Origin of the sequence: Paludicola sp. MB14-C6 (assembly GCF_030908625.1) — a bacterium.
Lineage (GTDB): Bacteria > Bacillota > Clostridia > Oscillospirales > Ruminococcaceae > Paludihabitans.
The window spans coordinates 752,033-771,793 of record NZ_CP133133.1 but is presented as its reverse complement, the minus strand read 5'-3'; the positions used below and the strand labels follow the sequence as shown (position 1 = coordinate 771,793).

At 35.2% G+C, this 19,761-nt stretch carries 16 protein-coding genes; 12 read left to right on the top strand and 4 right to left on the bottom strand.

From position 1 onward, the window contains the following. Positions 1–48 precede the first annotated feature (48 nt). From rsmH to RBG61_RS03580, 12 genes are all read left to right on the top strand, one after another. Positions 49–972: a 16S rRNA (cytosine(1402)-N(4))-methyltransferase RsmH gene (gene rsmH, locus RBG61_RS03635; RefSeq protein ID WP_307945870.1), complete on the top strand. Its 924-nt coding sequence runs from the start codon at positions 49–51 to the stop codon at positions 970–972. Positions 973–1,040: 68 nt separating this feature from the next. Further along, the gene (locus RBG61_RS03630; RefSeq protein ID WP_307945869.1) at positions 1,041–1,496 is read left to right on the top strand and encodes a hypothetical protein; all 456 of its coding nucleotides are present in this window, start codon (positions 1,041–1,043) and stop codon (positions 1,494–1,496) included. 138 nt (positions 1,497–1,634) lie between these two features. Next, complete coding sequence (locus RBG61_RS03625; protein ID WP_307945867.1) at positions 1,635–3,869, top strand: penicillin-binding transpeptidase domain-containing protein; 2,235 nt, start codon at positions 1,635–1,637, stop codon at positions 3,867–3,869. A gap of 78 nt (positions 3,870–3,947) precedes the next feature. Beyond that, entirely contained in the window at positions 3,948–5,393 is a 1,446-nt protein-coding gene (locus RBG61_RS03620; RefSeq protein ID WP_307945866.1) for a UDP-N-acetylmuramoyl-L-alanyl-D-glutamate--2,6-diaminopimelate ligase, read from the top strand. A gap of 77 nt (positions 5,394–5,470) precedes the next feature. Next, complete coding sequence (locus RBG61_RS03615) at positions 5,471–6,835, top strand: UDP-N-acetylmuramoyl-tripeptide--D-alanyl-D-alanine ligase (RefSeq protein ID WP_307945864.1); 1,365 nt, start codon at positions 5,471–5,473, stop codon at positions 6,833–6,835. Between the two features lie 64 nt (positions 6,836–6,899). After that, positions 6,900–7,904: a phospho-N-acetylmuramoyl-pentapeptide-transferase gene (mraY, locus tag RBG61_RS03610; RefSeq protein WP_307945861.1), complete on the top strand. Its 1,005-nt coding sequence runs from the start codon at positions 6,900–6,902 to the stop codon at positions 7,902–7,904. 192 nt (positions 7,905–8,096) lie between these two features. Then, entirely contained in the window at positions 8,097–9,128 is a 1,032-nt protein-coding gene (gene ftsW / locus RBG61_RS03605; protein WP_307945859.1) for a putative lipid II flippase FtsW, read from the top strand. A gap of 39 nt (positions 9,129–9,167) precedes the next feature. Beyond that, positions 9,168–10,283: an undecaprenyldiphospho-muramoylpentapeptide beta-N-acetylglucosaminyltransferase gene (gene murG / locus RBG61_RS03600; protein ID WP_307945857.1), complete on the top strand. Its 1,116-nt coding sequence runs from the start codon at positions 9,168–9,170 to the stop codon at positions 10,281–10,283. Positions 10,284–10,388: 105 nt separating this feature from the next. Continuing rightward, a complete protein-coding gene (gene murA, locus RBG61_RS03595; RefSeq protein ID WP_307945855.1) occupies positions 10,389–11,642 on the top strand; it encodes a UDP-N-acetylglucosamine 1-carboxyvinyltransferase in 1,254 nt (417 codons plus the stop codon). Between the two features lie 66 nt (positions 11,643–11,708). Then, the gene (locus RBG61_RS03590) at positions 11,709–12,581 is read left to right on the top strand and encodes a cell division protein FtsQ/DivIB (protein WP_307945853.1); all 873 of its coding nucleotides are present in this window, start codon (positions 11,709–11,711) and stop codon (positions 12,579–12,581) included. A 223-nt stretch (positions 12,582–12,804) separates the two neighbouring features. Continuing rightward, the gene (gene ftsZ, locus RBG61_RS03585; protein WP_307945851.1) at positions 12,805–13,884 is read left to right on the top strand and encodes a cell division protein FtsZ; all 1,080 of its coding nucleotides are present in this window, start codon (positions 12,805–12,807) and stop codon (positions 13,882–13,884) included. Positions 13,885–14,094: 210 nt separating this feature from the next. Further along, entirely contained in the window at positions 14,095–15,021 is a 927-nt protein-coding gene (locus RBG61_RS03580) for a magnesium transporter CorA family protein (RefSeq protein WP_307945848.1), read from the top strand. Between the two features lie 496 nt (positions 15,022–15,517). On the opposite strand, the gene RBG61_RS03575 is transcribed toward RBG61_RS03580, so the two are convergent. The 4 genes from RBG61_RS03575 to RBG61_RS03560 all read right to left on the bottom strand — a co-directional run bounded on the left by RBG61_RS03575 (position 15,518) and on the right by RBG61_RS03560 (position 19,700). Further along, positions 15,518–16,405, bottom strand: a complete 888-nt coding sequence (locus tag RBG61_RS03575; RefSeq protein WP_307945846.1) for an acyltransferase domain-containing protein — start codon at positions 16,403–16,405, stop codon at positions 15,518–15,520. 126 nt (positions 16,406–16,531) lie between these two features. After that, positions 16,532–16,936: a hypothetical protein gene (locus RBG61_RS03570; RefSeq protein ID WP_307945843.1), complete on the bottom strand. Its 405-nt coding sequence runs from the start codon at positions 16,934–16,936 to the stop codon at positions 16,532–16,534. 89 nt (positions 16,937–17,025) lie between these two features. After that, complete coding sequence (locus tag RBG61_RS03565) at positions 17,026–18,360, bottom strand: glucose-6-phosphate isomerase (RefSeq protein ID WP_307945841.1); 1,335 nt, start codon at positions 18,358–18,360, stop codon at positions 17,026–17,028. A gap of 164 nt (positions 18,361–18,524) precedes the next feature. Continuing rightward, entirely contained in the window at positions 18,525–19,700 is a 1,176-nt protein-coding gene (locus RBG61_RS03560) for a D-alanyl-D-alanine carboxypeptidase family protein (protein ID WP_307945839.1), read from the bottom strand. Between the last annotated feature and the right edge of the window lie 61 nt (positions 19,701–19,761).

Here is a 19,761-nt window from a genome sequence, read left to right as displayed (position 1 = left end):
TGAAGGGGCATACTAACAAAGTATTGAAATTTCCAACGAGGTGAATAGATGGACTTTAAGCATATATCCGTTATGCTCGATGAGTGTATAGAAGGATTAAATATAAAACCGGATGGCATTTATTTAGATGGTACAGCCGGTGGTGCCGGACATTCAAGTGAAATTGCCAAAAGATTGACTAGTGGAAGGCTTATTGCACTTGACCAAGATCCTGATGCAATTCAAATTGCAACCGAACGATTAAGTGAATACAAAACAGCTCAGGTTGTATCTGCAAACTTTCGTGATATGGATAGCGTTTTACAAGAGTTGCAGATTGATGGTATAGATGGTATTTTATTAGATTTAGGCGTTTCCTCGCATCAGCTTGATGTAACGGAAAGAGGATTTAGTTATCATGGCGATGCTCCTTTAGATATGCGAATGTCACAAAAGGGTATTTCCGCTAAAGATATTGTAAACACTTATTCAGTCAATGAGCTTACTCGTATCTTAAGAGAATATGGTGAAGAGAATTTTGCAAGAAAAATTGCGTTTTCTATTGAAAAAGCAAGAGCAATAAAACCAATTGAAACAACAGCAGAACTTGCAGAACTTGTAAAATCATCGATTCCTGCTGCAAAAAGGCGAGAAAAAAATCCATGTAAAAAAACGTTTCAAGCAATACGTATTGCGGTAAACGGTGAGCTCGATAGCTTATCTGAAGGATTGGATAAAGCATTTTCATGCTTAAATCCCGGAGGCAGACTGGTAATAATAACGTTCCATTCACTTGAGGACAGAATGGTGAAACATCGTTATTTGGAATGGTGCAAGGGGTGTACATGTCCTCCTGATTTTCCTGTATGTGTGTGTGGTAATCAACCCAAAGCACGATTGGTAAATCGTAAGCCAATTGTAGCAACAGAGGAAGAGTTAGAATACAACAGAAGGAGCAAAAGTGCAAAACTCAGAATTTTAGAAAAACTATAAAATAGCTAACAAGGTATAGGTTGATCCATATTATTTTATAGTTAGGATGTAGGAAAGGACGGACTTTTATGCAACACAATTCTAATTTAGCTTATGACTATGGCAGATTTGAAGAGACAAGTGTAAAGAAGCAACAGCAGATAGAAAAAGTACCCAAGCCAAAACGTGTTGCAAAAAGGGTGAGCGTAGCTCGTGCTTGTGCATATATGTTAGTTGCAATGAGTATGATTTCGCTTCTTTTATATGGACGAGCTCAGCAAGCAGAAGTAGATAAAGAGTATAAAAAGCTTACTGCACAAATCAATGAAGTGAAAAGTGATAATGCAAGATTGCAAATGCAATTGGAATCCAAACTATCATTAAACAATATAGAGCAAATTGCAGAAGAACAATTAGGTCTTACCAAACTAGATCAAAGTCAAGTTGAATATATCAGCTTTAATACAGCCGATAAAGCTGAGGTATTAAAACAAAAAACATTATGGTCTTCCATCTCAAATTGGTTTCAGGGCTTGTTTAATTAGCAGAAAAAAGGAATATTAGTGGGGTTTAAATAATAAAATATAAAGAGATGAGGGGAGGCGAAATAGCTATCCCCTCGCTTATTCCGTAGTATGATAAGCTACTTGTCCCATGCAATAAAAAGGGGGTTTTAAATAACAATGTCGAAATTACCTACCTTGAAAATGAAAAAGCGCCTAAATTATGTGGTAATAACAGCTTTTATGCTGGCGTTTGTAATTGTAATATACAATATTGTTAAAATTACAGTATTTCAATATGATTATTATTCTCAAAAGGCAACGCAACAACAAATGCGCCCATCTTCGATCCCTGCAAATAGGGGAACTATCTATGACCGCAACATGCAAGTGGTTGCGCAAAGTGCAACTGTTTGGGATGTTATTCTTTCGCCGGTAGATATTAAAGGTAATTTGAAAACGGACGCGGAAATAGAACAGCGTAGGAAAGATATTGCAAAACAGCTTTCTACCATCTTAAAAATAGATGAAGCAAAGGTATTAGAACAAACGCACAAAAAGAATCAATATGAAATAATTAAGAAAAAAGTTGAAAAACCTGAAGCAGACGCAATTCGTGCACTTGTTAATGACCGTAAAAGACGTTGGTATTGCATTACTTTGCAAGAAAATACCAAACGCTACTATCCAAACTCAACCTTTGCCTCTTCAGTAATTGGTTTTACAGGTTCTGATGCGCAAGGATTATATGGATTAGAGCAAACATATGATAAAGAGTTAAAGGGAATTCCGGGATACATAGTAACAGCTAAAAATGGTATTGGCGAAGATATGCCTGTTAGTTATGAAGAACGTTTTGCACCAACTAACGGTAATAACCTAGTATTGACTATTGATGAAACGATACAACATTTCTTAGAAAAGTCATTAACGCAAGTAATGAAAGAACATACGCCGAAAAAAGGTGCCGCAGGAATTGTAATGAATGTTAATACAGGCGAAATTCTTGCAATGGCAAATATGCCGAATTTCGACTTAAATAATCCTTATTATATTTTAGATGATACAGTAAGAACGGAAGTAGAAAAGCTACCGGAAGATCAGCAAAAAGATGCAAAGACAAAGGCACAGCAAGCACAATGGAATAACAAGGCTATTTCTTATGCTTATCAACCTGGATCTGTATTTAAAACAGTTGTGGCTTCCGCTGCACTAGAAGAAAAAACATCTTCATTGCATTCTGCTTTTAATTGTCCCGGATATGTTAAAGTTGGCGATAGAACAATGAAATGTCATAAAACAACCGGTCATGGATCTTTGGACTTTACGGGAGCAATCGTAAACTCTTGTAACCCATCATTCGTAAAAATCGGTTCGGATTTAGGCTCAAATTTATTCTATAAATATTTTAAAGCCTTTGGGTTAACCGAAAAAACAGGAATCGATTTACCTGGCGAAGGAACTAGTCTTTACTATACTGCCGATAAGCTTGGCGCAGTATCACTGGCAAGCTGCTCTTTCGGTCAATCTATGGCGTTAACACCAATTCAAGTAGTTACTGCTGTAAGTGCAGTTGTGAATGGTGGTAAATTGGTAACACCTCATGTTGTGAAAGATGTTATGGATCAGAACAATAATATCGTGAAAACAAACGATACGATTGTAAAACGTCAAGTAATCAGCGAAGAAACATCTAAAACAATGCGTGGTCTTATGGAAGAAGTCGTAAACGCAAAAGGCGGAACGAACGCCTCTATTAAAGGCTATCGTATTGGTGGTAAATCAGGTACTTCTCAAAAGCAAACTCCTGGTGATGATCAAAATGCGTATATTTCTTCCTATGTTGCAGTAGCACCAATGGAAAATCCACAATTGGCAGTTTATATCATGGTAGATGAAGCAACTTCAGGTCAATATTACGGTAGTGTAATTTCAGCTCCGGTTGCTGCTAGAGTATTATCTGATACATTACCTTATTTGGGTTATAGCCCAAAATTCACAGAAGAAGAAATTGCAAATAGTGAAAAGGTTGTTCCTTTTGTTTTAGAAAAAGGAATATTGGAAGCACAAAGTGCATTATCTGCACAAGGATTTACAAAAGCAAAAGTGGTTGGTTCGGGAAGTAATGTTGTAAAACAAGTTCCAAGCTCCGGCTCAAAAATGCCACGAGACGGAACAGTGATTTTATATACTGAGGATGTCGCAGAAACAACGGCAAAAGTACCAAAAGTAACTGACCTTACTCCAAGTGCTGCAAAAGCGTTGCTGGAATCCAAAAAATTCAACGTTTTAATAAAAGGTTTGGCGACAGGTCACCAAAATTCATCTATCACCGCACAATCAATAGCACCGGGTACAGATGCACCAATTGGTACAGTTGTTGAGATTACATGTTTAAATATTAATACCGAATAGAAAGAGATTGGGGTAAGAGGTTTAAAGGTTAGGAAAGAAAACGATTCTATAAATGAAATTCATTTAGGAGGGGTTTTTATGCTACTATCGGCGCTTCTTAGCAAAACAAAGGTTTTATCGGAATATAAAGATTGTGAAGTTTCAGATGTAAAGGTCAATTCAAACGAGCAACTGAAAAACGCAATATATGTTTGCATCCATGGGGTTAAAATAGATGGTCATCAATTTGCAGCTGAAGCATTGAGAAAAGGTGCTTTATACGTTATTTGTGAAAGCAATTTAGGGTTGGAAAAGCAAATCATTGTAGAAGATACAAGGCTTTGTTACGCAAATATGTGTAAGATTTTATTTGAAAACAAAGCAGATTTACTTACGTTGATTGCTACAACGGGTACTAATGGGAAAACATCTGTGAGTACCATTATCAAAACCTTGTTAAACAATGCGGGAATTGAAACGGGATTGGTTTCAACAATACGAGCCGAATATGCGAATGAAATCGAATCTTTAGAGCAAACAACTCCAGATCCGTATATATTGCATCAATTGTTCCACAAAATGGAACGAAAAGGCTGCAAAGCCGTTTCTATGGAAGCATCTTCTCATGCACTTGACCAAAAACGGTTGAGCGGTTGTCAATTTGAAATTGGAGTTTTTACAAACTTAACACAAGATCATTTAGATTATCATAAAGATATGGAAGACTATTATCTTGCTAAAAGAAAACTTTTTAATATTGCAAGGTTTGGTGTAATCAATATTGATGATACTTATGGAAAACGACTCACTGAAGAAATTCAAATTCCGTTTTATACTTATTCCATTGTTAATCCCAAAGCTGATTTTTATGCAGATCAAATTATATGCAGTAATCAAGGTGTTCAATTTAACTTACATCATAAACAAATTGAAAGCAAAGTTTCCTTTGCTATACCCGGATTATATTCTGTTCAAAATGCATTAGCAGGGATAGCAGTTGCAACAAAGCTTGGGATTTCATTATTCAATTCTATTTCTTCTATTGCAAAAATAAAAGGCATTATGGGAAGAAACGAAATTGTATATGCGAATCCTTCTTATCAAATTATATGTGATTTTGCACATACTCCTGATGGCTTAGAAAATATATTAAAAAGCACAAGACAGTATGCAACAGGAAGAGTCGTATTGCTTTTTGGCTGCGGAGGAGACAGAGATAAAACCAAACGTCCTAAAATGGGAGCAGTGGCTTCAAAGTATGCTGATTTTTTAATTGTAACATCCGATAACCCAAGAACAGAAGATCCTGAATTTATTATCAATGATATATTAAAGGGAATTCCCGAAAATAAAGATCATGTTGTAATTGTAGATCGCTCTGATGCAATATGCTATGCAATAAAGAATGCGATGCCAAATGATACAATTATATTGGCAGGAAAAGGACATGAACAATATCAAATAATTGGAACAAGGAAATATCTTTATGACGAAAGAGTGATTGTGCAAGATTGTGTAAACAATAAAGATGGAGACGAATATTAACTTAAAATCCTATATGAAATAGGATAATGTTTGAATAAGAAATATCAAACAAGCATGAAAAGGATGGGTATAGTAAAATGGAAAGACTATCGTTACAGGCAATAAAAAACGCTGTCAATGGATGTGGAGAATATGATTGCGAAATCGAAAGCGTTTGCATTGATACAAGAAAAATAGAGCCAAATTGTCTGTATATTGCAATCAAAGGTGAAAATTTTGATGGACACACTTTTATAGAACAAGCATTACAATCCGGAGCAAATGCAGTATTATCTGAAAAACCGATTGAAGGCGAATCTCGGATTATTGTTGTTGAAGATACAAAGCAGGCACTTTTAGATTTAGCAAAATATTATAAAAGCTTATTTCACGTTTTTACTGTAGGGGTAACAGGTAGTGTAGGCAAAACTTCAACAAAAGAAATGATCTATACCATACTAAATGCAAAAGGAAAAACGCTTAAAACACAAGGAAATTTTAATAATGAAATAGGAATGCCGATGACAATGTTTGCGTTGGGAAAAGAATATGAAAATGCAGTATTGGAAATGGGTATGAGCGATTTTGGCGAAATCAGTGCATTAACAAAGGTTTGTACACCAAATGTTGGCGTAATAACAAACATTGGTGTTTCTCATATAGAAACGTTAAAAACACAGGAAAATATTTTAAAAGCAAAATTGGAAATAACAGATGGTATGGAGCATGATGCAACACTCGTATTGAACGCAGATGATCCTTTTCTTAGCAAAGTGAATACAATGATTGATAGACCTGTGCTTTATTACGGAATTGAAGCTTCTGCTGATGTAACAGCATCAGATATTGTGCAAAATGAAACTTCAACAAGCTTTACGATAAACTATTATGGAAAATCCATTCAAGCTGAAATACCTACAATAGGAAAGCACAACGTAAAAAATGCGTTGGCAGGTTTTTGTGTTGGTTTACTTGCCGATATACCGCCTGAGCAGATTGTAGCTTCTATGAAATGGTATAAAAATGCAAACATGCGACAAAACGTAAAAAAAATTAACGGAATTATAGTGATAGAAGATTGCTATAATGCAAGCCCAGATTCTATGAATGCAGCGATTGACGTTATTTCCAATACAAACTGTAATGGAAGACGATTTTGTGTATTAGGCGATATGTTAGAGCTTGGAGATATCAGCGAAGAAGCACACGTTGAAGTCGGTAAAATGGTTGGACGTTCCCGAGTTGACGTATTATTGTGTTATGGTGAGTTAGCAAAGGAAATCAAACGTGGCGCTATTATGATGGGTATGAAAAATGTATTCCATTTTGAAGAAAAAGAGAACTTGGTTGATTATATAAAAGCAAATGTTGAACCTGGCGATGCAATTATTTATAAAGCAAGTCGTGGTATGAAATTGGAAGAAGTAATTCTTGCGGTAAATGAAGATTGGCTTAATAATTAGTTTTTGCATTACAACAAAAGAAAGGATATCCTATTACATCCTGTGATAGAAGTATGGTGAGTAAATGAGTGGTATAACAGTCATCCTAACAGTGATTGTTGGCTTTACAGTAACAGCAATACTCGGAACTGTAATGATTCCGTTTTTAAGAAAACTAAAGTATGGTCAAACCATTAGAGAAGATGGACCAACATGGCATAAACAAAAACAAGGTACACCAACAATGGGCGGTATGATGTTTATAGTGGGTACCGTGGTTGCTGCTGTTGTGGGCTTTTCTTATCTGGTTTTCGTTCAAAAATCGGTATTACTCGAAACAAAAGGAATTGTTCGCTTATTAGCAGGGCTTATTATGGCTTTGCTGTTTGGCATGATTGGATTTTTCGATGATTATATAAAAGTAGTCAAAAAGCAAAACTTAGGTCTAAAAGCCAAACAAAAGTTGATGCTGCAAATACTTGTAACAGTCTTTTATCTTACTATTTTATATGCCTTTGGTGATCGCTCCACTATTGTAAATCTTCCATTTTTAGGGCAATGGCAGTTTGGTGTTTTATACTATCCAATCATGGGCATACTCATAATTGGAATTGTAAACTCAGTTAATTTAACTGACGGAATTGATGGATTAGCAGGTTGTGTAACCTTTATTGTTGCTGTTTTCTTTATGGCTGCAACAGCAGTTTTAAAGCTTTCCGCAATCAATGTTTTAGCATCTGCATTAGCGGCAAGTTTATTGGGATTTTTGATTTACAATATTCATCCGGCTAAAGTTTTTATGGGAGATACAGGTTCCTTGTTTTTGGGTGGAATGGTGGTTGCATTAGCGTTTGGCGTAAATATGCCGTTTATCTTATTCTTCGTAGGATTTATGTATTGTGTGGAATCCTTATCTGTTATTCTACAAGTTATTAGCTTTCAAACAACGGGAAAGCGTATTTTTCGAATGAGCCCAATTCATCATCATTTTGAAATGGGTGGAATGAGTGAAAGTAAAATTGTAACCATGTTTTGTTTGATTACAATAGTTATGAGTGTACTTTCCTATTTTGCAATTATCAATATGTAAATCAATTTATTATTATATTTAATATAACAAATTAAGGGGTGGTTCAAGCTGGCTAGAAAAGCAGAAAAGCAAAATAAACAAAGAAGACAAATAGGCCAAGTAGCTGCCCCAAAGGCACCACCTAAAAGGTTTAAACGTCTAGATTCGGTATTTGTAATTATTGTTTTGGTGTTGTTAACCTATGGATTGTTAATGGTATTTTCAGCAAGCTATGCATATGCAGTATACAAGTTTGATAACAGTTTGTATTATGTTTTGCGTCAAGGCATATTTGTTATTATGGGCGTAATTTCTATGTATGGTATTTCGTTTATTGATTATCACGTTTATCGTCGTTATGTATTTCCCATTTTCTTAATTGGTATTGCTTTGTTAATTGCAGTTTTGTTTATAGGGGAACGGTTAAATGGCGCTAAAAGATGGATTAACATAGGATTTACTACTTTCCAACCTTCCGAAATTATGAAATTTGCGTTGATTGTCATGTTTGCTCATTTATCAACGCTCAACTATAAACGAATGGGCACATTTACTTACGGCGTATTACCTTATGCAATTTGCTTAATGACAGTAGCTGCACTAATGATGCAACAGCCTCATTTATCCGGAACTATCTTAATGTTTTTAATCGGGTTTGTTATGATGTTTATTGCAGGAACGAAATTTCGGTATTTTGCAATATTAGGTGGTGCGGGTGGCCTTGCTGCAGTGGCTTTGATTTTATTTAAAGGTAAATATATGGCTTCACGTATTACAAACTGGTTGCACCCGTTTGAAAATTTATCTGACGAAAACTGGCAAACTGCACAATCGTTAATCGCAATTGGCTCCGGGGGTATTATGGGCCGTGGAATCGGTAATTCGCACCAAAAGTTTTTATATTTACCGGAACCATACAACGATTTTATCTTTGCAATTGTTTGCGAAGAATTAGGATTAGTGGGTGCGCTATTAGTCATCGTATTATTTGTATTATTTACATTCAGAGGGTTTTCCATTGCATCAAAAGCGCCCGATAAATTCGGATATATGCTTGGAATCGGGCTTGTTGCGCAAATTTGTATTCAAGCAATTCTAAACATTGCCGTTGTTACAAACACAATTCCCAATACAGGTATTAGTTTACCGTTCTTTAGCTATGGCGGTACAGCATTGATGATGCAGCTGGGACAGATGGGAATTTTGCTCAATATATCTCGGCAAGCGACAATGGAAAAAACATAATATATAAAAGGATAACAATAAAAGTTATTGGAGGTTTCTATGAGAGTAATACTTGCGGGTGGCGGAACGGCAGGCCACATTAACCCGGCAATCGCAATTGCGCAATATATTAAAAAAGTGGATAAGAAAGCCGAAATACTATTTGCAGGAACGCCAAATGGAATGGAAGCTACTTTGGTAAAAAAGGCAGGCTTTGCGTTTACGCCAATTGAGGTTATGGGCTTTTCAAGAAGCTTTGCACCCAAAGAAATGGCACATAACGTAAATGCACTGGTTAAAGTGCTGCGATCTAAGTCAAGGGCAAAAGCGATTATTAAAGAATTTAAACCGGATATCGTAATTGGTACAGGCGGTTATGTTAGCGGCCCGATTGTGTTAGCAGCTACTAAAATGAAAATTAAAACTGCTATTCATGAACAAAACGCATTTCCGGGAGTAACGACTCGTGTGCTTGCTAAAAAAGTAGATATTGTATTTTCAGCAGTAGAAGAAGCAAAAGAGCATCTAGAAGTCAAAAATCGATTTGAAGTTGTTGGTAATCCCGTTCGGGAAAGCGTAATCATGAAAACAAAATCAGAAGCTCGGCAAGAATTGAATCTAGATGATAGAATGTGTATTTTATCGTTTGGAGGAAGCTTGGGAGCTGATACAATAAACAAAATAGGCGCTGATATTATTGAATGGCATTATAAACAAGGACTTGTTAATCATATTCATGGATATGGCCGTTTGGGAAAAGAAAAGTTTCCTGAATTATTAAAAGAACATCATATTGATTTGAATGTAACAAGAGATGTAAAAGTATCGGAATATATTGATAATATGGATACTTGCTTAGCAGCTGCAGATTTAGTGATTTGTCGTGCAGGTGCAATCACAATCAGTGAAATTGAAGCTACGGGAAAAGCAGCAATTTTGGTTCCATCCCCTAATGTAACTGCAAATCATCAGTTCCATAATGCGATGGTGTTAAAGAAAAAGAATGCATGTATTTTGCTTGAAGAGAAGGATTATTCAAAAGAAAAGATTATAGCAATCGTAAAAGATTTATATAATAATCGTAGTAAGCTAACGGAGATTTCAAGAAATTCCGCCAGCCTTGCAATATTTGATACAACAAAGCGCATTTACGATAGTATTTTAACGATTATTTAAAAAAGGTTCGTTTTACGTTATTTGTATTTCATTTTCACCAATCCTTTCAAAAAAGCATAATATGGTTTGCAAACGAATTATTATGCAGCGAAAGGGTGTAAATAGATGGAAAGACTTATTGTCGAGGGAGGAAAACGTCTAAATGGTGAAATAGATGTTCACGGTGCAAAAAATAGTTCTTTACCTATTCTTGCCGCAAGCCTTTTGTATGGTGGTCAAACTGTACTAAAGAATTGTCCCAAACTGTCTGATGTAGATGCGGCTATCAAAATTCTTACTTATCTTGGTTGTACGGTTGAACGTGAAGGGGATACCGTTATTATAAATAGTGATCATATTGCACAGACCGAAATTCCAGAGAATTTGATGCATGAAATGCGATCTTCTATTGTATTTTTAGGCGCAATTATATCAAGAATGGGAAAAGCAACATTATCTTTCCCGGGAGGATGCGAACTTGGACCAAGGCCAATAGATTTACATATCTCCTCGCTGCAAAAATTGGGAGTAGATATCGTTGAAGAGTACGGCAAGCTATGTTGTCAAGCAACAAATGGCTTAAAAGGCTGTAAGATAAATTTGTCATTTCCAAGCGTAGGCGCAACCGAAAATATTTTATTGGCGAGCGTTATGTCAAAAGGGGAAACAATCATATTAAATGCAGCTCAAGAACCTGAAATTATCGATTTAGCAAATTATTTAAATCAACGTGGTGCAAGAATCAAAGGAGCCGGAAAAAGTACAATTGTTATAGAGGGAGTTGAAAAGCTCAATTCTGTTGAATATTCTGTTATGCCAGACCGTATCGTTGCAATTACATACCTTTGTGGTGCTGCAATAACAGGCGGTGATGTATTGGTAAATCATATTAACACAGATGATATTGAAAGTGTTTTACCAATCTTAGAGCAAGCTGGATGTAAGCTTTCCGTTTACAGCAATAAAATCAATATATCAGGACCAAGTATCATTCGTCCGGTTAAAAATATAAGAACAATGCCTTATCCGGGCTTTCCAACCGATGCACAAGCTCCAATAATGGCAATGCTGACAGTTGCAAGTGGAACGAGTATGTTTGTTGAAAATATTTTTGAAAGTCGATATAAACATGTTGGTGAATTAACCAGAATGGGAGCCGATATTAAAGTTGAAGGCAAAGTTGCCGTTGTAGAGGGCGTTAAAAAGCTATATGGAGCTTCTGTAGAAGCTACTGATTTACGTGGTGGAGCAGCATTGGTAATTGCAGCATTAGCAGCTCAAGGCGTGTCAAAAATAAATCATATCTATCATATTGACAGAGGATATGAAACGATAGAAGAACAATTTAATAAACTTGGGGCAAAAATCATCAGAGAATAAAAAGAATAACTTTTCAAGCTGTCATTTGTGCTTGTACCGTCATAGCCGATAAAGGTTATTGTGAATATGACGATATTAGCACAAAAACAGAAAGGAATTATCATAAGCATGAAGTATAATCAAGAACCGCGAAGTGCAGTTGTCGATGAGCAACAATTGAGAAATCAAAGTAGGCAAAGCAATGCAAAACGTCATAAAAAACGTCATAAAAAAAATTATGCTTTGCACTACATCATATTGCTATTTTTGTTGACAGTGACGTTGGTTACACTGTCTTTTACGGTATTGTTTAATATAAAAAAAATAACGGTATCAGATAATAAAATATTGGCATCACAAACCGTTATTAAAAATAGTGGTGCAAAAATAGGCGATAATCTGTTACTTGTTAATACTAAGCAAATTGCAAATGAAGTATTGAATAAAAATATAGCAATAGATGCTGTTGAAGTAAAAAGAAAGTTTCCTACAACGCTTCATATTGAACTAAAAATTGCAAAGACCAAGTTAATTATTCGAAATGAAAAGCAGTTTTATTATTTTAGCAATGCTGGTCGTTTAATTAAAATAGCCGACACAGTAGATGAACCTTCGGTAATTCAATTTATCGGTATCAACATCAGTAATATGAAGCTTGGTGAATACATAAAGAAAAGCGATAAAAATCATTATCAAGATTGTTTAAAAATATATGACACAATTGCAGCAGCAAAGATGCCAAAAATAACAGGAGTAAGTCTTGAAAATCCGTCTTGTATTACTTTGAATTACAACAATCAAATACAAATTAAAGTCGGAAATATAAAAGACCTTACATATAAATTAAATGTTGCAAAGGAAGTAATTAAAAAAATTGGCGACAATGAAAAGGGGGTAATAGATGTTCAAATTAATGGAAAAGCCTTTTTTAAGCCAGAAGTAAAAAATCCAAATTTGTAAAACCGATATTATTTGATGAAAAGCTTAAAAGTTGACTGAAAGATATTGACTTAAAGTTAAATAATGTTTAAAATATATACTAAGGATATTAGTATAATTTTATATAAATTTTATGAAACTCAAGGTTATTTGAAAAAGGAGTACGCTTTGTGCTTGATCTTTATAGAAGACAAGAAAGTGTGCATGAGGGTATTCGGGATATTAAAATACAGGAGGAAGAGATATGCAATTCACCCTTGATAACAACGAAAGCGATACTATCGTAAACATAAAAGTCGTAGGTGTCGGCGGGGGCGGCGGAAATGCTGTAGACAGAATGATTTCGAGTGGCATGAAGAGTGTTGAATTTGTTACAATCAATACTGACCAACAAGTTTTAAGAAACTCAAAAGCTACATATAAAGTTCAAATAGGTAATAAATTAACTAAAGGTCGTGGCGCAGGCGGAAACCCTGAGCAAGGTGCTCTAGCTGCTGAAGAAAGCAGAGACGAAATCGCTTCAATCTTAAAAGGTTCGCAAATGATTTTTATAACAGCAGGTATGGGTGGCGGAACCGGTACCGGTGCTGCTCCTGTTGTTGCTGAAATAGCAAGAGAATTAGGCATATTGACGATTGGCGTAGTAACTAAACCTTTCCTATTTGAAGGTAAGCGTCGCTGCGAAAATGCAGAACGAGGGGTTGAAGAGTTAAGCACACATGTTGACTCTTTGGTTGTTATTCCAAACGAACGTTTGAAATTGATGTCTGACCAAAAGCTTACTTTAATCAATGCATTTAAAGCAGCTGATGAAGTGTTGCGACAAGGCGTACAAAGTATTGCCGATTTAATCAATATTTCCGGCGTTGTAAACTTAGACTTTGCTGATGTAAGCTCTGTTATGCGAGATGCTGGCTATGCTCACATGGGCGTTGGTCGTGCTTCCGGTAAAGATAAAGCAGAACAAGCAGCATTAGCTGCAATCTCCAGCCCATTGTTAGAAACATCTATTGATGGTGCTCGTGGTATCATTATTAACATTACTGCTTCTCCTGATATTGATTTGGAAGATGCTTCTTTTGCTTCTTCTATGATTTCCGATGCAGCACATCCGGATGCTAACATTTTCTGGGGTGTCGCTTTAGACGAATCCTTTAATGATGAGATGCAGATTACCGTTATTGCAACCGGATTTGATCAAAATAAAAATATGCCAATGTCATCTTTGGCAGAAACAATTCTAGGGAATACCGAAACACATGCAGATCCTGATAGAGATTTAGGATTTGATGATATTATCGATCTATTTAAAACCAAAAGATAACTATCTTTTATACAAAAAGTCACCGATATGCGTACCGGTGACTTTTTTCGTTATGGTTAAATTGTGAAAAAGGTGGCAGAATAGATAAAAATAAAGATGTCATTTCGAGTAATTCATGTACTGTTTTCCTTGTTTTATTGCCCTTTAGTGTGGTATAATTAGTTATATGCAAAAATACTAATTAATTTCCGAAAAAAGGAGGAATAATCGATGTTGAGTTTTTACAAAACAATCAACAACACTGTAGTCAGTGTAGACGAAATAACCGAAGGATGCTGGGTTAATGCCGTCAGTCCCACCGTTGAGGAAATTAACTTCTTAACAAATGAATTGAATTTAGACCGTGATTTTGTAAGTGCTGCTCTTGACGAAGAGGAATCATCTCGTATTGAAATAGAAGATGATCAAACGCTTATCATCATCGACACACCTCTTTCCATTACGGAAGGTAATAACACTTTAGTTTATACAACAATGCCGGTCGGTATAATTATAACTCCAACTATTGTTGTTACGGTTTGCCTAAACGAAACCAATGTGATTACCGAAATAGCAAGTGGGTTTGTTAAAAACGTTCAAACTACAATGAAAACTCGGTTTTTATTAACGGTTCTTTTAAGAGTTGCACAAAGCTTCCTTGTTCGTTTGAAACATATTAACAAAATGTCTGCTCATATTGAAAACCAACTGCATAAGTCTATGAAGAATAAAGAGTTAATCCAATTATTAGGACTTGAAAAATCATTGGTTTACTTTTCAACTTCTTTAAAATCAAATGAAATTACATTAGAAAAGATTTTACGAGGCAGAGTCATTCGCTTATATGAAGAAGATCAAGAATTATTGGAAGATGTGTTGATTGAGTTTAAACAAGCAATTGAAATGTCTAATATTTATTCCAATATCTTATCCGGAACAATGGATGCATTTGCTTCTGTTATATCAAACAACTTGAATATTGTGATGAAGGTCTTAACAATTATTACAACATTGATGGCAATTCCAACAATGATATTTAGCTTCTACGGAATGAACTTAGACTTTATGGTTGCTCCTCCGGCTTGGGTTACATTAGTTGGTGCGGGAGTCATAGTAACAGTTGCAGGTGTCATTCTCGCAAAAATGAAATATAAATAAGAAATAATAAAAATCCTAGACATTTGTCTAGGATTTCAGCTTCTAGAAAAACTTAAAGCGCAAGAAGAAAATGAATATTAGAGGAATTTTACTTGCGAAAATTGTTTTTTCTAAAATGACATATAGCAACATTTAAATATTTTATCAAATGTTATTTGCGTGGACCAATTGCTGGTCGCATTACGATTTTACGAGAAATTATCTAGGGGAGCAAATGAAGAAATAATATAACACAAGCTTTACCTTTATCAATTTCGTACAAACTAAGACGCGGTGTCATATAAAAAACAATTTTGAGAAACAAAGCATTTTTTATCCATGCTTTTTGGGGCGATTGCCAAAAAGCATGGTCAGGTTTGGGCGGATAGCCCAATATACATAATAGCAAGAATAATCCTTATATCTTGCAGATATTAAATTAAATTCTACTTTTTCTTCAGTCTGAAAAATCCTAGACATTTGTCTAGGATTTTTTGTAGCCAATTTTGAAATTGAACTAAAATAGATTTTTATCGATTACTCCACGAGCACCACCAATTTTGCCGCCATTTAAAACGTGTTGCTTGATATTACGTTGTAGTGATGTATCTTCAGGAAATTGTTCAGGTGTTAAGTTGCTATTTTTAAATACCCAAGTTTTATATCCTTCTTCATCTTCATCAACTTTAATAATACTAAAATCGCTTAAAAATTGAATGATATTAGAAGTCTCGGGCAACACCTTCTTTAAATTCGGAGAAATAATCCAACTATTGCAATAAAACATATTATAATGGAATTCAGGATAATACTTAGCAAAGAAAGCATTTGCACGATGATAGGAATCATGGTTGTTTGCTTTATCAATACGTGCATCGGATGGAATGTGGATAGAGAGATATGGCTCATTTTTTTTTAGTAAGGTCTTACCGTTTACAACAATGTCCTCTAACGGAAAAACAGCTAATTCAAATTCTAATGTGCCAATGCGGAAAAGGCTTTGTGCTAATTGGCGATAGGACCAGAAGAAACGATCAAATCCATAAACGCCATAGCTAACTTTATGCTCTTTTACAAATCGAGAAAAACAACCCATTGTATCATAGAAAATGTCATCACTAATACCTTTTTCATGATATTGTTCTTGCGTGTATAATGCAGCACTTAATGATGTTGCAAGTAAAATAAACCCCTTGTCGGCTTCATCCTTTAGGATTTCATTCATTTCTTTTACAGCAATATCACCTTTTTTTACATCAAATAAACAGTCAAAGTAAGGCTGTAAGTTGGAAAAATCATATGTATTCATAACACGAATTGTTTCATCAGTTGCCTCTGTTGGCATATTGATATGATTACATAATGAACGAATTTCGTTTTCTTTTAAATGTGTAAAGATATTCAAATAACCCACCTCATTTTCAAAATATGTTTTTATCATACACCTTTTTGTTTCATTCGTCTACTAAATATCAAGAAAACGATAAACAAATATAAAAGCCGCTCAATCGAGCGGCTTTTGCATATCATTTTATGAGAATTTTAAAACACTATCTGGGAGTGCAGATTGATCAGCGGAAATTGTAAATACAATTGTTACATCAGAAGGAATTTGTTTATATAGTCTATCTAGTAAAATGCCTAAGCCATCTATGTCTTTATTGCCGATTTTCAAAATGCCGTCAACAAATATTTCTTTAATGTCATAATTACAAGCTAGAATACCGGTAACAAAACCATAAAAAGCATCATAACCTTTTATATTATATTCTTCAGCGTCGATTAACCTAACCTTGTGATCGAGTTCAAAAGCAAGCTTCATTCCTTTTTCAATACATACAACATCACCGTTTGTGGATTTTACAGCGTTGTTAACTTTGTCAATGAGTATTTTAGTTTTTCCGCTTCCTTTGTTGCCAATGATAAGTTTAATCATAATGACTCCTCCAATTATTTGTCTTTGTACTAATTAAATAGTACTATAATAACTCACAAAAGTGAGTGATTACCGTTTGCAAATTAGCATCAAAGCTTTCCTAAAAGCTTTTCACGTTCTGATTCAAATCCCGGTTTGTTTAATAAAGCAAACATGTTCTTTTTATAGCTTTCAACACCTGGTTGATCAAATGGGTTTACACCTAAAATGTAACCGGAAATCGCACAAGCTTTTTCAAAGAAATAGACTAAATATCCAAAGTTGAATTCGTTAATTTCTTCAAGTTCTAATACTAAGTTAGGAACACCACCCTCAGTATGAGCTAGGATTGTACCTTTCATTGCATTTTGATTGACAATTGACATATTTTGATTAGCTAAGAAATTTAGTCCATCAAAATTATCTTTATCTTCTTCAATGAAGAAATCTTGTTTTGGCTTTTTAATATCCATAACGGTTTCAAAAATATTTCTTGTACCGTCTTGAATCCATTGACCAAGAGAATGTAAATCTGTTGAGAAAGTTGCACTTGCAGGGAAAATACCTTTATTGTCTTTTCCTTCGCTTTCTCCGAATAATTGTTTATACCATTCTGCCATCATAGTGAAAGCAGGTTCATAGCTAACTAAAAGTTCAATTGCTTTGCCTTTGCGGTAAAAAATGTTGCGATAAGCAGCATAACGATAACAATCATTTTTCGATAAATCGGTTTCCATAAAGCTGTCTTGTGCTTGTTTTGCACCATCCATGATTTTTTGAATATCACAACCACTTACTGCGATTGGTAATAATCCAACAGCTGTTAAAACGGAGAATCTACCGCCAACATCGTCTGCAATAACAAAGGTTTCATAGCCTTCTTTATCGCTTAGCTCTTTTAATGTGCCACGAGCCTTATCGGTTGTAGCAAAGATACGCTCTTTTGCACCATCTACGCCGTATTTATTGATTAACAATTCACGGAATACTCTAAATGCGATTGCAGGTTCTGTTGTTGTACCTGATTTTGAAATAATGTTTACACAGACATCTTTTCCATCGCAAAGAGATAGTATTTCATTTAAATAGGTTGGATTCGTATTGTTTCCAACAAAATAAATGTCAGGTGTATCTTTCTTCTTGTTGTTATAAAATGGGGACTGCAACAATTCTATTGCCGCTCTTGCGCCTAAGTAAGAACCACCAATTCCAATTACGATTAAAATATCACAAGAAGCTTTAATTTTTTCTGCTGCTTTTTGAATGCGAGCAAATTCTTGTTTGTCGTAATCAGTAGGAAGGGTTACCCATCCCAAAAAGTCATTGCCTAAACCTGTTTTATTATGAAGCAGATTATGAGCAGTTCCTATATGAGGTTGAAGCCCCTTTAACTCTAAAGGTGTCACAAAAGATGTTACGTAATTGTCGTTTAAACGTATTGTCATTATTTTTCTTCTCCTATGACCTAGTGTTATTTTATAGTCTTATTCTACAATATTATTTCGCTTTATTCAAGTGATTTCATACAAAAATATTAGCAATTCCATAAAAGGTTTACACGTTTCATGGTTTGTTCATGATTCAAAATCAACTCGGATTACATTTGGAATCATATGCACCAAAGTTTCATCATCAGCATTTTAAAAGCATTTACAAATGACATTTTATCAATGCTTTCATGTGCTTTGATTGGAAAGGTTGCTAGTGTTTCACCATCAATGCATAAAGCAACTTCACCTAATTTTTGTCCTTTTACAACGGGAGCTTGTAAATCGGGAACAATGGTAACGTTCTCTTCAACCTTTTTCTCCTTTCCTGCAGGAATAATGATTTTGTCTAAAACTTCTGTATCAACTGTAACAGTTGGTTTTACACCCCCAATAACCTTTACCGGTTTCAACGCATTTTTGGATATAGCCGTTTTATACATAACAAAATGAGAGAAACCATAGTCTAGTAGTCTTCTTGCATCATTAAAGCGTTCTTTGCCGCTCGCGCAGCCCATAACAACAGAAATAAGATCCATATCACCTCTAGTAGCTGTTGCACTTACACAAGAACCTGCGCCATCAGTTGTACCTGTTTTTAATCCGGTACAGCCTTTGTAAAATCGAACGAGTTTATTGGTATTAGCAAGTGTAAACTTACCATCTCGAACGCTATCCATCCAGATTTTTGTGAAATCAGTTATGCCTTTTTTTTGAAGAAGCGCTTTTGACATTAAAGCAATATCATATGCACTGGTAACGTGACCTTTTGCGTCTAGGCCTGTTGGGTTAATGAAAGTGGTATCTTTCATGCCAAGTTCAGCAGCTTTGTTGTTCATCATCATTACAAAACCTTCTTCACTTCCGCCAACATGCTCAGCAAGAGCCATAGCTGCATCATTTGCAGATGCAACAGCAGTTGATTTCATGAGGTCATGAACTGTCATCTGCTCGCCATCTTCTAAGTAGATTTGCGTACCACCCATAGATACAGCATTTGCAGACGCAGTTACCATGTCTGTCATTTTCAAAGAACCATTTTCAATCGCTTCCATTACTAAAAGCATTGTCATAATTTTAGTAACAGAAGCCGGTGCCATTTTATCATGTGGATTCTTTTCATATAATATCTTTCCCGTAATACCATCCATTAACACAGCAGATTTTGCTGTTACTGTTACGCCTCCGACAGCCTCTTGAGGCGTTTGGGCTGTTTTAACTGCTTCACCTTCACTTGCAAATACAACGGTGCCGCAAAACAGACAAGTTATCAACAGGAAGCAAATAAGTTTTTTCATATATTCACCATTCCTTTATCACAGTTATTGTATTAATATTTATGCAAAACTACAGAATATA

What these genes read in the sequence shown, in the direction of transcription:
- rsmH (WP_307945870.1), top strand. Translation starts at nt 49, where the DNA reads ATGGACTTTAAGCATATATCCGTTATGCTCGATGAGTGTATAGAAGGA.
- RBG61_RS03630 (WP_307945869.1), top strand. Translation starts at nt 1,041, where the DNA reads ATGCAACACAATTCTAATTTAGCTTATGACTATGGCAGATTTGAAGAG.
- RBG61_RS03625 (WP_307945867.1), top strand. Translation starts at nt 1,635, where the DNA reads ATGTCGAAATTACCTACCTTGAAAATGAAAAAGCGCCTAAATTATGTG.
- RBG61_RS03620 (WP_307945866.1), top strand. Translation starts at nt 3,948, where the DNA reads ATGCTACTATCGGCGCTTCTTAGCAAAACAAAGGTTTTATCGGAATAT.
- RBG61_RS03615 (WP_307945864.1), top strand. Translation starts at nt 5,471, where the DNA reads ATGGAAAGACTATCGTTACAGGCAATAAAAAACGCTGTCAATGGATGT.
- mraY (WP_307945861.1), top strand. Translation starts at nt 6,900, where the DNA reads ATGAGTGGTATAACAGTCATCCTAACAGTGATTGTTGGCTTTACAGTA.
- ftsW (WP_307945859.1), top strand. Translation starts at nt 8,097, where the DNA reads ATGGTATTTTCAGCAAGCTATGCATATGCAGTATACAAGTTTGATAAC.
- murG (WP_307945857.1), top strand. Translation starts at nt 9,168, where the DNA reads ATGAGAGTAATACTTGCGGGTGGCGGAACGGCAGGCCACATTAACCCG.
- murA (WP_307945855.1), top strand. Translation starts at nt 10,389, where the DNA reads ATGGAAAGACTTATTGTCGAGGGAGGAAAACGTCTAAATGGTGAAATA.
- RBG61_RS03590 (WP_307945853.1), top strand. Translation starts at nt 11,709, where the DNA reads ATGACGATATTAGCACAAAAACAGAAAGGAATTATCATAAGCATGAAG.
- ftsZ (WP_307945851.1), top strand. Translation starts at nt 12,805, where the DNA reads ATGCAATTCACCCTTGATAACAACGAAAGCGATACTATCGTAAACATA.
- RBG61_RS03580 (WP_307945848.1), top strand. Translation starts at nt 14,095, where the DNA reads ATGTTGAGTTTTTACAAAACAATCAACAACACTGTAGTCAGTGTAGAC.
- RBG61_RS03570 (WP_307945843.1), bottom strand. Translation starts at nt 16,936, where the DNA reads ATGATTAAACTTATCATTGGCAACAAAGGAAGCGGAAAAACTAAAATA.
- RBG61_RS03565 (WP_307945841.1), bottom strand. Translation starts at nt 18,360, where the DNA reads ATGACAATACGTTTAAACGACAATTACGTAACATCTTTTGTGACACCT.
- RBG61_RS03560 (WP_307945839.1), bottom strand. Translation starts at nt 19,700, where the DNA reads ATGAAAAAACTTATTTGCTTCCTGTTGATAACTTGTCTGTTTTGCGGC.